Source organism: Paenibacillus sp. FSL R7-0128 (assembly GCF_038002245.1).
GTDB lineage: Bacteria > Bacillota > Bacilli > Paenibacillales > Paenibacillaceae > Paenibacillus_AQ > Paenibacillus_AQ silagei.
Window position 1 is genome coordinate 1,414,511 of sequence record NZ_JBBOCD010000001.1, and the last position, 13,900, is coordinate 1,428,410.

Below are 13,900 nucleotides of genomic sequence, written 5' to 3' on the forward strand. Positions count from 1 at the left end.
TCCCGATGATTAAAGCCCCAGCCCCCGAAGATCCGGAGCTGGGGCTTTTGTGTGCCGTGATGTATAGTGGGCTCGCGCGCTAAGTTTGAGGCTTCCTGAACGCTCAGCAGAATTACAGGTTAAGTACTGTCCATTCTTTGGGGAAGCGGGTCAGCGTCTGCGGACCTTCGGCGGTGACCAGCACATCGTCCTCAATGCGGACACCGCCGAGACCCGGCACATAAATTCCCGGCTCTACGGTGAAGACGTTGCCGTTCTGGATGATATCCGTATTCAGCCCGTGCAGCGAAGGATATTCATGGGTGTCCATGCCCAGCCCGTGTCCGACACGGTGCATGAAGTACTCCCCGTAACCTGCGGCTTCAATCACATCACGTGCCGCCTTGTCGACAGAACCGAAGGACGCTCCGGCCACGGAGGCGGCAATGCCCGCTTCATTGGCAGCCAGCACAGCATTGTATATATCACGCAGTCTGCTGTCCACTTCGCCTACCGCGAAGGTGCGGGTAATATCGGAAGCGTAGCCTCCGGCATACACACCGAGGTCGAACATAAGCAGATCGCCCGGCTGAATAAGGCGTTCGCCCGGTACGCCGTGTGGGAGGGCCGTTTTCGGACCGGACAGCACCATCGTGTCGAAGGAGGGGCCGGAGGCACCGGTTTTTTTCATCAGATACTCCAGCTCCGCTACCAGTTCAATCTCGCTGACTCCGGCTTTGACATGCGCCAGACCCTGACGGAGAACTTCCTCCACCAGCTCGGCGGCATGCTGCATGATGCGCACTTCCTCCGGGGTCTTGACCGCGCGCATCGCCCGTAGCAGATGGCCGATATCCTGGTAGGAACCGGCGGCGACCGCTTCTGCGAGAAGTTCATACCGGCTGACGGAGAAGTGTTCCTTCTCGATGCCGATGCTGCCCGGACTAACACTGCCGAAGCGTGACTTCAGCAGAGCGTACGGGTTGTCCGTGTCGCTGTGTGTCAGAATCGTCTTCACCGAGGAGGCGGCATGCGCGGCTTCGGCGTCCAGCGCCGGCACGATCAGCACCGGGTTCTCGCCCCGGATCAGCAGCAGGCCCAGAAAACGTTCATGCGGGTTGCTGGCAAAGCCCGTCAAATAGTACACATGCTTGGGATCGGTTACGAGCAGGGCATCCAGCTTACCGGCTGCCATGTCCTGCTCCAGTTGTTGCAGAGCTGCATTCATTTCATTAGTTCCCCTTTCGTCTACACGCTTGAACAGCAATGTTCCCATTATAATTCATACAAATGGATGCTGCACCTCCTGTTATCGCTGCAGCCTCAGTCGTTTGAGGAAGAGAAGCACAGGGTAATAGTTGCCACAATCAGGATCTGATAATACCTGAAGGAGGTTAAGGAATATGACTAGAGCCAAAATAAGGCTGCTCTCCCGTACCTGTCTGCTGCGTGTAACACTGGTCTTGCTGATGACGTTGCTGTCAGCCTGCACTTCCGCTGCAAAGGAGGATAAGCTAGAGGAGAATGGAGCAGAAGGCAGTCCGCAGGTTAATGCGCAGCCTGACGAAGCTCCGGGTGCATCCCCGGACTTTCCCTATACTGCCCAGACGCTGGCCAGCGGGCTGGAGGTTCCCTGGGAGATGGCATTTGCACCGGACGGACGGATTTTTATTACGGAGCGTACCGGCAGCCTGCGTGTCATGGAGAACGGCAAGCTGCGCGATGCTCCGCTGCTGAAGCTCTCTGATTCTTTTGTCGGCAAGGGAGAAGGCGGGCTCTTGGGCCTCGCGCTTGATGCTGATTTTGAGCAGAACGGACGGGCTTATGTCTATCACACATACCGTACAGAAGAGGGCGGGACGGCGAACCGGGTGCTGCAGCTTCAGATTGGAAGCAGCTCAGCAGAGATCAGCCGGGTTCTGCTGGATCACATCCCGGGCGACACCAACCACAACGGCGGGCGGATCAAGATTGGCCCGGACGGGTACTTGTACATCACCACAGGTGACCGCTATGATCCGGAGCTGGCGCAGGACAAGAATAGTCTGGGCGGCAAAATCCTGCGGATTATGCCTAGCGGCTCTATCCCCGAAGACAACCCGTGGCCCGGATCGCCGGTCTACAGCATGGGCCACCGCAATGCCCAGGGGCTGGCCTGGCAGCCGGAGAGCGGGGCACTCTACAGCTCCGAGCATGGCCAGTCCAGTCACGATGAGCTGAACCTCATCAAGGCCGGAGCCAATTATGGCTGGCCGCTGATCGAAGGCGATGAGACCGAAGACGGCCAGCCCAAGCTTGTGACTCCGCTGGTTCACAGCGGGAAGGAGACCTGGGCTCCGTCAGGAATGACCTTCATTACGCAAGGACCCTGGGCCGGTGAGCTGCTGGTTGCCAATCTGGCGGGACAGCAGCTCCTAAGGATATCGCTGCCGCCTGCGGGCGGAACGCCTTCAATGACCAGCCTGTTCAAGGACAAGTACGGGCGAATCCGTAATGTGGCGGAAGGGCCGGATGGTACCCTGTACCTTATGACCAACAACCGCGACGGCAGAGGAGATCCGCAGGCGCAGGATGACCGGCTGATTGCGCTGCGTCCGGACTGGAAGTGAAGAATGGCCGTTTTTTGACTATGTTAACCCTCTGAAATGATGTAACATAACCTTAACTAGCATATACTTACTCGGATTAGGCCAGGCCGCTACAATTGCCTATAGGACCTATATGCAGGAGAGGGGAAGATGTCCATGCAAGGAAAAACGGTGCTGGTCACTGGTGCAAACTCCGGGATGGGGCTGGCTACAACCGTGGAAATGGCCCGCAGGGGAGCAACTGTCATTATGGCCTGCCGCAGCCTTAAGCGGGGGGAAGAGGCTCTTGCCGAAGCGGTGCGGCAGAGCGGCTCCAGCCAGATCCGGCTGATGCTGTGCGATCTCGCTTCCTTCGATAGCATTCGCGCTTTTGCCGGGGAGTTCACTGCCGAATATCCTGTGCTGGATGTTCTGATCAATAATGCAGGGGTAGTCGCGCTGAAGCGTGAGCTGACAGCAGACGGCTACGAGCTGGATCTGGGCGTGAATCATCTGGGGCACTTTCTGCTGACCCACCTGCTGCTGGATAACCTCAAGGCTGCTGAACAGGGGCGGATTGTTGTCGTGGCATCGGGAGCGTATAAGATCGGCAAGCTCTATCTGGAGGATCATACGCTGTCGCGCGGCTTCAATCCGGCCAAAGCGTACGGCCGCTCCAAGCTGGCGAATATTCTGTTCACCCGTGAGCTGGCTTCGCGCCTGAAGGACACCCGGGTTACTGTGAATTGTCTGCATCCGGGCGCGGTGGGAACGAGTATCGGGGTGAACCGGGAGACCGGCTTCGGGCGCGGAGTGCTGAAGCTGCTGTCCCGCTTCTTCCTGACGCCTGAGCAGGGGGCGGATACGGCCATCCTGCTGGCGACTGCGCCGGAGCTGGACGGGGTAAGCGGGCAATATTATTACCGCCGCAAGATCAAGGAACTGACGCCACGGGCGGAGGATGCTGAAGCGGCCGCACGATTATGGAAATGGAGTCTGGAGCAGACCGGGCTTGAATAATGCTGTTTCAGTGAGGTTGCTTCAGCTTTACTGAAACTGTAGAACTGCTGCGTAATAAGACCGGCTTGGAGTATAATCACTGTAACGGATGTTTAAACCACAACTAGGGGGATACTTTGGATGGATTGGCAGGCTTACAGTATAGAGGATGCAGTAATTGAGGATTTGGAAGCGATTGTGGAGATTTATAATTCGACGGTTGCTGGAAGAGTGGTGACTGCGGATCTTGAACCGGTAAGCGTAGAGGAGCGGGTAGGGTGGTTCCATGAGCATAACAGCCATCACCGGCCGCTGTGGGTACTGAGACAGGGGGGCGAGATCGCCGCCTGGTTCAGCTTCCAGTCGTTCTACGGACGCCCGGCTTACAATGGAACAGCAGAGATTAGTGTCTATGTAAATGAGAAATTCCGTGGCAGCGGTGCGGGAAGCATTATGCTGGCCAAGGCGGTGGAGGAATGTCCGCGCCTTGGGCTGCAGAATCTGGTCGGGTTCGTCTTCGGCCATAATGAGCCCAGCCTCGCCCTGCTGCGGAAGTTCGAATTCAAAGAATGGGGTCTTTTGCCGGGAGTCGCGGTGCTTGACGGCATCCCGCGCGATCTGGTCATCATCGGCCGCAAGCTGTAAATATATAAATCGACAGGCGTTATTGAGGTTGCGGAGGAGCGCTGAAGGCGGAACGGCATTCCTCTTCCGTAATCCATGATTCCGACCAGACCTGGAGATCGCGGATGACGGATTCCAGCGCCCGGCCTTTGCCTGTAAGCGAATACTGGATGCGGACGGGGGTCTCAGGGAATACCTCGCGCAGCACGATGCCTTCCTGCTCCAGCTCCTTCAGCCGTTCCGACAGCAGCCGGCCGCTGACAGGCAGCGAGGACTCGATTTCCCCGAAGCGCTGGGGGCCCTGCAAAAGCTGATAGATGATTAAGCCCGTCCAGCGTCTGCCGATAATATCCATGCTTTTTTGTAATCTTGGACATAACTCTGTGGATTTCATTAGGCTCACCTCTTATTGTACATTATAAACGAAAAGCCCTGTGCCTAAAACAAATTTGAACGAAAAGCACGGCTTGAAAGGATGATTTCTCTTGGCTAAAAAGAAGAAAAATACCCCGGCTCCGCGTCCTGCGCAGGCGGATGCTCCGGCAACCCTGAAGGATATGCTGAGCGGCGAGGTTCTGGAGAAGCTAAAGGCGCAGTCCGATGCGCTCAAGGCAGAAGAACGTGACAAGAAGGAGGCTGTCCTAAAGGCAGCCGAGGATAAGCGCAAGGCGGAGCAGAAGCGGCTGGAGAATGATTTCGGCCATCTGCTGGAGAACAGCAATCAGGACTGGTCCAAATTTAAGTAAAATAGTTTTTTACCAGAATAAGGGTTGACAATCTGCTGCAAGGCCATATATTATTGGGTTTATCATTTAGAGAAGGGAGGCTGACGGATCATGATTGGAACAAATGAACGGAACAGACAGCAGGATCACCTGACAACCGCATATGTACGATCTGATCTCATCGCCTTCGTCCGGAAGACATAATGCGCAGGGTATTGCTGCTGCTGATGTCTGAACTGAATACGGGTGTGCTTTGAACGGGTGCAAGCTTCAACGGGAAGCTGCACTTAGCACGCCGGGAGCCGCATGATCAGAACTGGTCTGCGGCTCTTTTTTGTGTACCTGGAAACCCAACCTGAGAGGAAATGAAAATAGATATGAATAGCATGAAGCAACAAGCGGAGGAGATGTCCCGCTATAAACATGAGGTGGCCCTTCCGGGCGGCGACCTCAAAATCTACGCCAGTGAGCAATTATTCGGCACGCTGGATTACAAGGTCTTGGAGATGGCTAATAACAATCTTCAGATACCGAATATCGAATATATGAGCTATACCCCGGATGTACATGTAGGTGTCGGAACCTGTATCGGCACTACGGCTGTCTGGGATGCCGAATCAGGCTATGTGTCGCCGTCCATTGTAGGCAGCGACATCGGCTGCGGGATGCGCGTGCATCTGACCAACCTGCACGTGGATGATCTGCGAGAAGTGAAGCTGCGCCGCAAGCTGGTCCGCGCCATTGAGCGGTATCTGCCGATGGAAGCCCAGCAGCGCGGCCACTACAGCGATATCCGGCTGGAGAATATCGTACGCAAGGGACTGCACGGCCTGCCTAACAAGTATATCCCGGACAGCTACACGCCGAAGAAATCAAGTGCGCTATCCCATGTGGAGATCAGCAAGCTGGGCTTCGACGAAGAGATTCTGAATGAGCTGCCGGACATGGCCTGGCACCGGGGCCACCGCCAGCTCGGAACTCTTGGCGGCGGCAACCATTTCGTCGAGATTCAGGCGATTGAGATCGCAGAGGAGCAACGGGAGGTGGCGGAAGCCTGGGGGCTTCAGGACGGGCAGATTGTCGTCATGATCCACTCCGGCTCACGGGCCTGGGGCGGCATGGTCAATCAATTCTGTACCCCGGCCTTCGCCAAGGTCATGGGCCAGCTGGGGCTGGGCAGCGCCGACCCGCGCTTGATCTATGCGCCTCTGGCGCATCCGCAGGCGCAGCGCTATGTTAATCTGATGTACTCGGCACTGAACTATGCGGTAGTGAACCGTCACCTGATTGCTTATGGAGTCCGTGAAGGCTTCCGAGACGTCTTCGGCCCGAAGTGCGAGCTGCGAACCCTTTACGATCTGATGCACAATTATGCCTGGGAAGAGAAGACTTCCGCAGGCAGCAAGTTCGTCCACCGCAAAGGGGCCACCCGCGCTCTGCCTGCGGAGCATGCGGATAATCCGCGCCCTTATGCGGGGACCGGACATCCGGCGCTGATTCCCGGCTCGATGGGTACGGCCTCTTATATCATGGTCGGCCAGCCCGGAGGGGAAGAGAATTATTATTCCATCTGCCATGGTGCAGGACGTATCCGCTCCCGCTCGGCCACGAAGCGGCTGGTGAGTGTCCAGGAATTCTCCCGGTCGATGAAGGTGGGAACGGAAGACGAGATTGTCGTGAACCAGCATTCCCTGGAATCTATCATTGACGAATCCCCCCAAGCCTATAAGAATGTAGATGAGATCATAGAAAGCGTTACGGGGGCCGGCCTGGCTGCCGTTGTGGCCAAATGCAAGCCGCTCGCAGCGATAAAGGGGACGAAATAAGGATGGAGCAGGAGAACAAGAAACCGGCTGTAATCTATGAATATGATGAAGAGAGAGCCGGCATTATCAAAGGCTACGATGTGTATGCCCGCCTGGTGGACGGTATCCTTGAAGCTCTCTACACCCGGTACGGTGTCCGTTACGAGCTGTATGCCAGCGATGATCCCAACAGCGAATACTGGAAGCTGCTGGAGAACGATGTGCAGAGCGGGAATGCCGGGGTGGAGCATGTGGCGCGGATTTTTGACCGTCTGGAGGACCGGACCTTCGTGTTCGATGATGAGAAGGAGCAGCCGGAGTACCATATCCATCTGTCGGTCCGCAATAATGTGCTCGCTTATCCGGCGATGGGCATTGCGCTGGCGCGGGTTCCGGTGTTTCAGGAGAACGGCATTAACTTTCAGGATTATGTATTTGCCGCATCGGATCAGCAGCTGCAGTTCTTCCTTGGTAATGTGCGCAAGCGTCAGCGGGAGCAGAATATCAACAAGGTGACGGTGTTCACCGACCGGCGGAACGGGATTTCCCGTGAGGATGAGCCGATTACGCGTGCGGTTAGGCGTGAAGAGGTGATTTTGGACGCCGGTATCAAAAAAGAGATCTACCGCTCGCTCGATCAGTTCTTCGACAGCGACCGCAGCTTCTATGTGACCTATGATATCCCATACAAGCGGGGGATTCTGCTCTACGGGCATCCGGGCAACGGCAAGACCACCCTGGTCAAATCCATTGCCGGAAGCGTGCCGGGACCGGTGCTCTATTGGCAGATTACGGAGTATACGAGCAGCGAATCGGTGAATGAGGTGTTCGAGGCTGCGGCCCGGCTGGCGCCGATGGTGCTCGTGATTGAGGACATCGACTCCATGCCGCAGGAGGTGCGCTCCTTCTTCCTCAACACGCTGGACGGGGCCACCTCCAAGGAGGGGATCTTCCTGATCGGCACGACCAATTACCCTGACAAAATCGACCCGGGTCTCATGAACCGCGCCGGGCGCTTCGACCGGGCCTATGAGATCAAGATGCCAAGCGAGGCGTTGCGCCTTGAATATCTGCAGCTGCGCGGCTTCTCCGCCTTCGCAGGTGAGGAAGGCACGGCCACTGCTGCGCGTCTGACCGGGGATTTCTCCCTGACCCAGCTCGGCGAGCTGTATGTCAGTGCCGCACTGGAATGGCATGAGAACGGCACGGCAGATGTGGAGCTTCTTGTGCGCGGCATGCGCGGCGAGCTGGACAAGGGCCGCAAACGGGAATGGATGAAGGATGCATCGTCCAGCATCGGCTTTTATTGAGTAAAATACGTGGAGAGCAGGCTGCCAGCGCGAATGAGGCTGGGGAATGAATCGCCAGAGTTAGCATACAGGGGGCCGGGAGGCTCCCTTTGTGCTGAATTTGAGCTCCTCCGCCGTTGCTGGCTGCTAGCCTTCGGTGTTTACAAATTAGAGTTTTTGGGGTCATCTGGGGAGTTATGCGGACACAGAGGACGTTATTTGGCGAAAAAGACGGCTTTTCTGCTCGTATCGGACTCAGGAGCCCCTATATTGTATTGTGGAGCGTAAACGGAGGCCGGAGAGGGGGCTTAACGGCATCTGAGTCCGCCAGGCATGCGAAATGCTGTGTTCCGGCCAAATAAGGGATCTCCAGTCCGCAACGGGAGTGGCGGGGTTCGCACCCCCGCACATGGCCCCCTGCACATCGCGCCCCCTGCACGTCGCCCCCTGCACCATCGCATCTCGGCCCATTGCACCCTAGCGGATCCCGCACCACCGCCTCCGGGGAAGATGGACTTTGCTTGCGAACAAAATGGATGATTTCAGGAAATTTCGTACAGAGGTGTAACTTTTCGCATTCTCATACGTGGATGGAGTAAGGGGGGAGGAGATGGAGCCAAATTCGCTGGATGAACTATATGAACAATATGTTGACGACATCTACCGCTATCTGCGCTCCCTCTGCCAGGACCATCATGCGGCTGAAGATTTGATGCAGGATACCTTTTACCGGGCGTATCTGTATCTGGAGGATTGCCGGGAGGAACGGGTTAAGCCGTGGCTGTTCCGGGTCGCATATAATGCATTCGTGGATTATAAGCGCAAAGAGAAGCGGAGCGTGGCGAAGGAAGGCGCATATTTCAGCAGCCTGCCCCACCCGGAGACTACGGAGGGCACCTTGCTCAGGCAGGAACGGTGGGAGGAAGCGGCGCGGGCGCTTAGCCTGTTGCCGGAGGGGCAGCGCCATGCCCTGCTGCTGCACGATGTGCACGGGCTGAGCTATAAGGAAGCTGCTGGCATTATGGAGGTGGGCTTGTCCCAATACAAGATACTCATATTCCGCGCCAGGCAGAAGCTGCGTGAGGCGGATCGGAGGAGGAACGAGCATGAGTGAGGAATTCAAAGAGAAGTTGCGCCAATACAGCGAGGGTACCCTCCCGGAGGAAGAGCGTGAGGAGCTGGAGAGTGAGCTGGCGAAGCTTGAAGCGTATCAGTTGTATCTGGAGGAGCAGATGGAACGGGAGGAGCAGGACGGGCAGGTCACCGGGAGTTGGACCAAGACGGACCCGCAAGGAAGCGCAGCACCAGGGTTCAAGAAGGCGAAAAAGAAGCGAAGAGAGAAGTCCATTATTCGCCGGGGCAAATGGAAGGCGCGGATTAACAATACACTTACTGTATTTTCGGCGTTCCTGATCTTTACGGTCATTAGCAGTATTATCACAGTAGTCTTCTACAACACCGGAGACCGGGGTGACACTTACCGTGATGTGGTAGAATCAGCGATTGCCGTTACCCGCCCCAACACCACGGTGCGGCTGTCATCGGATGCACATTATTTTTTCCGGATGGAGTTATCCGGGAATATGCTGAAGCAGGTGGGCAGCGAGAGCATTCAGGTCGGTAATTATTCACAGAATTTCCTTCTGGGACTGGCCAATAATGGTATATATAATTGGATGGATGAGCGGAACGGGTCTGGAAAAGTGTTCTATTATCCGTCTGCGAAGGGCGGCGCCGTTGGAGGGGATGATAATGACCAGTGGAAGAGGCTTGCGAAGCTTCCTGAAGGTACGGTTGCTGAGGCGTATCTGTCACTCGGCCATTTATATACCACAGATGAACTCCTGAAGCAGCTGGAGCCGCTGAACCTTCAGCCTGTCTGGTTCGGTGCCGATACCGGACCTTCAACGAGGAATGACGATGTGGTTGTATATCCGCTTGGCTTCCCCTATTATCCTATCTGGCATAAGGATGATATGAAGAGATCAGAGGTCACCAAGGAAAAAACAGGCTGGTTCAGCTCCGTATCCTCCTACAGCAGTGTGTCGCCTTCCGTTGAGGCATACGGGAGCGGAGAACTACGAGATGCCAATTTCATCAAGACCCTTAAGCTGCTGCAGCAGCATCAGACACTCGCGGGCAAAGCGGTGTATATCGAACAGTTAGACACCTCCGTGGCCTATCTGGAGCAGAACGGGGTCAAGCTCTACGGAGCCGTTGTCACTGGACCGGTCAAGGAGTTGCTGAAGCTGCGCGAGGCTTCGTGGGTAAGCCACCTCCAGGTAGGGGAAGTACGGCTCTGGAACTGGACGGAGTGAGGATCGCTATATATGAAAATGGCTAAAGGATCAGATCGCGGTGCCCTGAAGCTTCAATTTGCATTCCCTCTTCAGGGCATCGTACAATGATAGAACGTAAACTTGGATTTGAACATAAAAATGGCTGGGGATCGCATTTTACCGCGCTTCTTAGCCATTTTGAATAAGGAGGAGAATGCAGATGAAGATTGGAGTGGTATCGGATACACATCTCTCAAGCCGGGCCAAGGGGCTGCCGTCCGTGCTTATGAAGGAATTTCGCCAGGTGGATATCATTCTGCATTTGGGCGACTGGGTGTCGCCGGAGATTTACGATATGCTCGCCGAGCTTGCTCCGGTAGAGGGGATTGCCGGGAACAACGATGGCTATGAGATTATTGAGCGCTTCGGCGAGAGCAAGATCCTTACGCTTGAAGGCATGCGCATCGGAATGATTCACGGACACGCTCCGTATTCCCGCAAAGGGACGGACGGTAATGCGCTGCTCGCTTTTGAAGGCCAGGACGTAGATTGCATTCTCTTCGGGCATTCCCATCAGCCGCTGATGCGCCGGGAGAACGGGATTCTGCTGTTTAACCCCGGATCGCCCACGGACAAACGCAGGGAGAAGCAATATTCCTTCGGCCTGATGGACATTGAGGATGGTAAGATTACCGCCCGTCATGTCTTTTATGATTCCAGGGAATAAGGGGGATTACCTTTGTTGAATTATCGTTTTGAACGGGCAGGTCTTGAGGATGTGGAGGAGCTTGTACCGCTGTTCGATGAATACCGCAGCTTCTACGGCCAGCAGCCGGACAGGGAAGCCGCCAGGGAATTCCTGCAGGCAAGACTGGAGAACGGAGAGTCTGTTGTTTTCATGGCTGTTGCCGGTGAGGGTGAAGACAGGAGGATGTATGGTCTGGCACAGCTCTATCCCTCGTTCTCTTCCATCACGGTCCAGCCGGTATGGATTCTGAACGATTTGTTCGTAACGAAGGAGCAGCGGGGCCAGGGACTGGGCTCACTGCTGCTTGAAGGCGTGAAGGGCTTCGCCCAGGGGACAGGAGCCAAAGGTCTGACACTGTCCACCATGATGGACAACACCGGTGCCCAGCGTTTGTATGAAGCCCATGGATATGAGCGGGACGAGAGCTTTTTCACTTATCATTTATATTTCTGAAGATATAGTTAGGAGAGTTATAGTGGTGGAGACAAGCAGTAAGCTGGCTGTATTTTTTGATCTGGATGATACACTATATGACCACCTGATCCCTTTCAGGGAAGCCGTACGTGAGGTGCTGGCTCCTGAGGAGGACAAGCTGGATTATGCGGAGCTGTTCTACACGGTAAGGCATCACAGCGACTTGCTGTGGCCGAAGTATCTGCGCGGGGAGATGGAGCTGGAGGAGACGCGGGTGCTGCGGCTGGAGCTGGCTTTTGCCGAATATGGGTTGCCGCTCAACCAGGAGCAGGCGGTGCAGATACAGGCCTCCTATATTGCCCGCCAGTACACGATTGAGATGATTGACGGCGTAGCAGAGCAGCTTCAGCGGTTCATTAGCCTGGGCCATCCGGTAGGCATTATCACCAACGGCCCGCAGGAGCACCAGATGGGCAAGCTGCGCGGGCTGGGCATCGACCGGATCATTCCCCCGGAGATGATCTTCATCTCGGATGCTGTCGGTCTGGCGAAGCCGGACCCGGCCATCTTCGCTCATGTCAACAGGGTGACGGGAACTACACCGGAGAACAGCCTTTATGTGGGCGATACCTGGGCCAACGATGTAGTAGGCGCGCTGGCGGCAGGCTGGAAGGTATGCTGGTACAATCCGCGCGAGCGGCAGCCGGGCACGGACCATACGCCGAGCTATATTTTCAAGAATTATAAGGAGTTCGGTGCGTTACCGCTGGTGTGAAGCCTTGCTTCCGGCCGGTGCTTCAGCGGCCCATTCTCTTTGGAGCGCTGAAAGGGAAAAATCCCATTAAATCGCACTGAAGTAGGTGAAACGGACAATTTAAAGGGAAAAATCCCATTAAATCGCACAAAAGTAGGTGAAACGGACAATTTAAAGGGAAAAATCCCATTGAATCGCCCGGAAGTTGGCGAAACGGATAATTGAAAGTAAAATCTGCTTGAATCACACCGACCGGGCCAAATGTATGCGATAACCCGAACGCAATGGAATGAGGGGCCGCTGGTGAATGCGGCCTTCAGTAGATGGTAGTCAGTAACACAAACAAAGGTGCCCTCCGCCAAAGGAAGGCACCTTTTACTGTTGTTGTTCATCGGATCAGCTATAATAGTTAAGCTACCAGATCCGTGGCTAAGTTGAGCCGGGTTATCTTCAGCTCCTCATCCGCTACGTTTCCGCATCTCCCGCACCACAGACTATTAATTAGCGAAGCTATAAGTCGAATCGGTCAGATTCAGCCGTTTCTTCAGCTCAGAGGTGGCATAGATCTTGTTGTCATCTGTAATGAAGAAGGCCTCCACCTTCTCCGGCAGCGCTTCGAGATATTTCATGCCTTCTTCCAGGCCCATGAGGAACACACCGGTGGAAAGAGCGTCCGCGTCTGTCGCGTTGGGGCTCATGATGGTGATACTCTTCAGCCCGTTCTGGGAAGGGAAGCCTGTACGCGGATCGAGGATATGGTGGTAACGCACTCCGTCCTGCATGAAGAAGCGCTCATATACCCCGGACGCGTCAACCACCTCATCGGCAACCTTAATGGTTCCGAGCTGGCTGCCGCGGCTCTGATCGGGGTCCTGCAGGCCGATATTCCACGGAGAACCATTCGGCTTGTTGCCAAGGGCGATAATGCTGCTGCCGCCGAGATTGATCATCGCGCTGTTCAGGCCCTGAGCCTTGAGATAGTCGGCGATCCGGTCAGCCGCATAGCCTTTGCCGATTCCGCCCATGTCCAGTACCATGCCTTCTTTGGCCAGCTTGACCGTCTTCGCAGCCTCATCGACAATCACATCCTTGTAATTGACCAGACTCCGGGCCTTGTCGATCGCCGCCTGCTCAGGCACATGCTCCCCGCCTTCGCCGATCGCCCATAGATCCACAAGCGGGCCAACCGTCGGATCATACAGCCCGTCCATTTCCTCAGCATATTTGAGGGAGAGCTTCACGATATCCAGCGTTTCATCAGACACAGCAACGGCTTCTTTGCCGGCGGCTTGATTCACCGCGTACAATTCCCCGTTCGTCTTGGTGCGGCTGAACTCGATATCCATCCGTTCCAGCATAGCCTGAATGTCGTCCATATTCTTCTGTTCCACCGTATCGCCGAACACCTTGATATTCACAACCGTATCATAAATATAAAACGTCTGCTCCAGGGACTTCGTATCGCCGTCTTTGGAGGCAGTAGCGCCAGGGGTTCCGGTAGCAGCAGGGCTGTCTTCACTCTTGTTGCCCATTGTAAGCCAGATTACCACAGCCGCAGCGATAATAACGACTAGAGCGGCCAGAATTACAACGGTTTTTTTGTTCTTAGATGTTTTTTTGATTTCAGACATATTCCACCATCCATACAATTAGTTTCGTGGTTGCATCTTTACTATCATACCCCAGAAAGAACGGCAATGGATACTCATTTGGTGAC

Annotated in this window: 14 protein-coding genes; 11 read left to right on the top strand and 3 right to left on the bottom strand. The window is 55.3% G+C overall.

Annotated features, from left to right (window positions below; genetic code table 11):
- Window positions 1–112: 112 nt before the first annotated feature.
- A complete protein-coding gene (locus NST26_RS05955; protein ID WP_340978814.1) occupies window positions 113–1,207 on the bottom strand; it encodes a M24 family metallopeptidase in 1,095 nt (364 codons plus the stop codon).
- Between the two features lie 175 nt (window positions 1,208–1,382).
- Here NST26_RS05955 and NST26_RS05960 point away from each other — a divergent pair, with 175 nt between their 5' ends.
- From NST26_RS05960 to NST26_RS05970, 3 genes are all read left to right on the top strand, one after another.
- A complete protein-coding gene (locus NST26_RS05960; protein ID WP_340978815.1) occupies window positions 1,383–2,588 on the top strand; it encodes a PQQ-dependent sugar dehydrogenase in 1,206 nt (401 codons plus the stop codon).
- A 135-nt stretch (window positions 2,589–2,723) separates the two neighbouring features.
- Window positions 2,724–3,566 (top strand): SDR family oxidoreductase, encoded by an 843-nt coding sequence (locus NST26_RS05965; RefSeq protein WP_340980807.1) that lies wholly within the window; start codon window positions 2,724–2,726, stop codon window positions 3,564–3,566.
- 120 nt (window positions 3,567–3,686) lie between these two features.
- Complete coding sequence (locus tag NST26_RS05970; protein ID WP_340978817.1) at window positions 3,687–4,190, top strand: GNAT family N-acetyltransferase; 504 nt, start codon at window positions 3,687–3,689, stop codon at window positions 4,188–4,190.
- A 19-nt stretch (window positions 4,191–4,209) separates the two neighbouring features.
- Here the strand turns inward: NST26_RS05970 and NST26_RS05975 are convergent, their stop codons facing one another.
- Window positions 4,210–4,563 carry a winged helix-turn-helix transcriptional regulator gene (locus tag NST26_RS05975; RefSeq protein ID WP_036727611.1) on the bottom strand — a complete coding sequence of 118 codons (354 nt, stop codon included), beginning with the start codon at window positions 4,561–4,563 and terminating at the stop codon, window positions 4,210–4,212.
- 91 nt (window positions 4,564–4,654) lie between these two features.
- On the opposite strand from NST26_RS05975, the gene NST26_RS05980 reads away from it, so the two are divergent.
- From NST26_RS05980 to NST26_RS06015, 8 genes are all read left to right on the top strand, one after another.
- Window positions 4,655–4,915, top strand: coding sequence for a YqkE family protein (locus NST26_RS05980; RefSeq protein WP_340756100.1), 261 nt, complete (start codon window positions 4,655–4,657; stop codon window positions 4,913–4,915).
- Between the two features lie 356 nt (window positions 4,916–5,271).
- Entirely contained in the window at window positions 5,272–6,720 is a 1,449-nt protein-coding gene (locus NST26_RS05985; RefSeq protein WP_340978820.1) for an RtcB family protein, read from the top strand.
- A 2-nt stretch (window positions 6,721–6,722) separates the two neighbouring features.
- Complete coding sequence (locus tag NST26_RS05990; protein ID WP_036727614.1) at window positions 6,723–8,009, top strand: ATP-binding protein; 1,287 nt, start codon at window positions 6,723–6,725, stop codon at window positions 8,007–8,009.
- Window positions 8,010–8,598: 589 nt separating this feature from the next.
- Window positions 8,599–9,102, top strand: coding sequence for a sigma-70 family RNA polymerase sigma factor (locus tag NST26_RS05995; RefSeq protein WP_339254311.1), 504 nt, complete (start codon window positions 8,599–8,601; stop codon window positions 9,100–9,102).
- Window positions 9,095–10,306 carry an anti-sigma factor gene (locus NST26_RS06000; RefSeq protein ID WP_339313092.1) on the top strand — a complete coding sequence of 404 codons (1,212 nt, stop codon included), beginning with the start codon at window positions 9,095–9,097 and terminating at the stop codon, window positions 10,304–10,306. The genes NST26_RS05995 and NST26_RS06000 overlap by 8 nt, the downstream gene beginning before the upstream one ends.
- Before the next feature lie 181 nt (window positions 10,307–10,487).
- Window positions 10,488–10,994 (top strand): metallophosphoesterase family protein, encoded by a 507-nt coding sequence (locus tag NST26_RS06005; protein ID WP_036727618.1) that lies wholly within the window; start codon window positions 10,488–10,490, stop codon window positions 10,992–10,994.
- 12 nt (window positions 10,995–11,006) lie between these two features.
- Window positions 11,007–11,468, top strand: a complete 462-nt coding sequence (locus NST26_RS06010; protein ID WP_339313093.1) for a GNAT family N-acetyltransferase — start codon at window positions 11,007–11,009, stop codon at window positions 11,466–11,468.
- A 25-nt stretch (window positions 11,469–11,493) separates the two neighbouring features.
- On the top strand, window positions 11,494–12,204 hold the full coding sequence (locus NST26_RS06015) for an HAD family hydrolase (protein WP_339254317.1): 711 nt from the start codon (window positions 11,494–11,496) through the stop codon (window positions 12,202–12,204).
- Between the two features lie 476 nt (window positions 12,205–12,680).
- Here the strand turns inward: NST26_RS06015 and NST26_RS06020 are convergent, their stop codons facing one another.
- Window positions 12,681–13,814, bottom strand: coding sequence for an FAD:protein FMN transferase (locus NST26_RS06020; protein WP_340978821.1), 1,134 nt, complete (start codon window positions 13,812–13,814; stop codon window positions 12,681–12,683).
- Window positions 13,815–13,900: the final 86 nt, after the last annotated feature.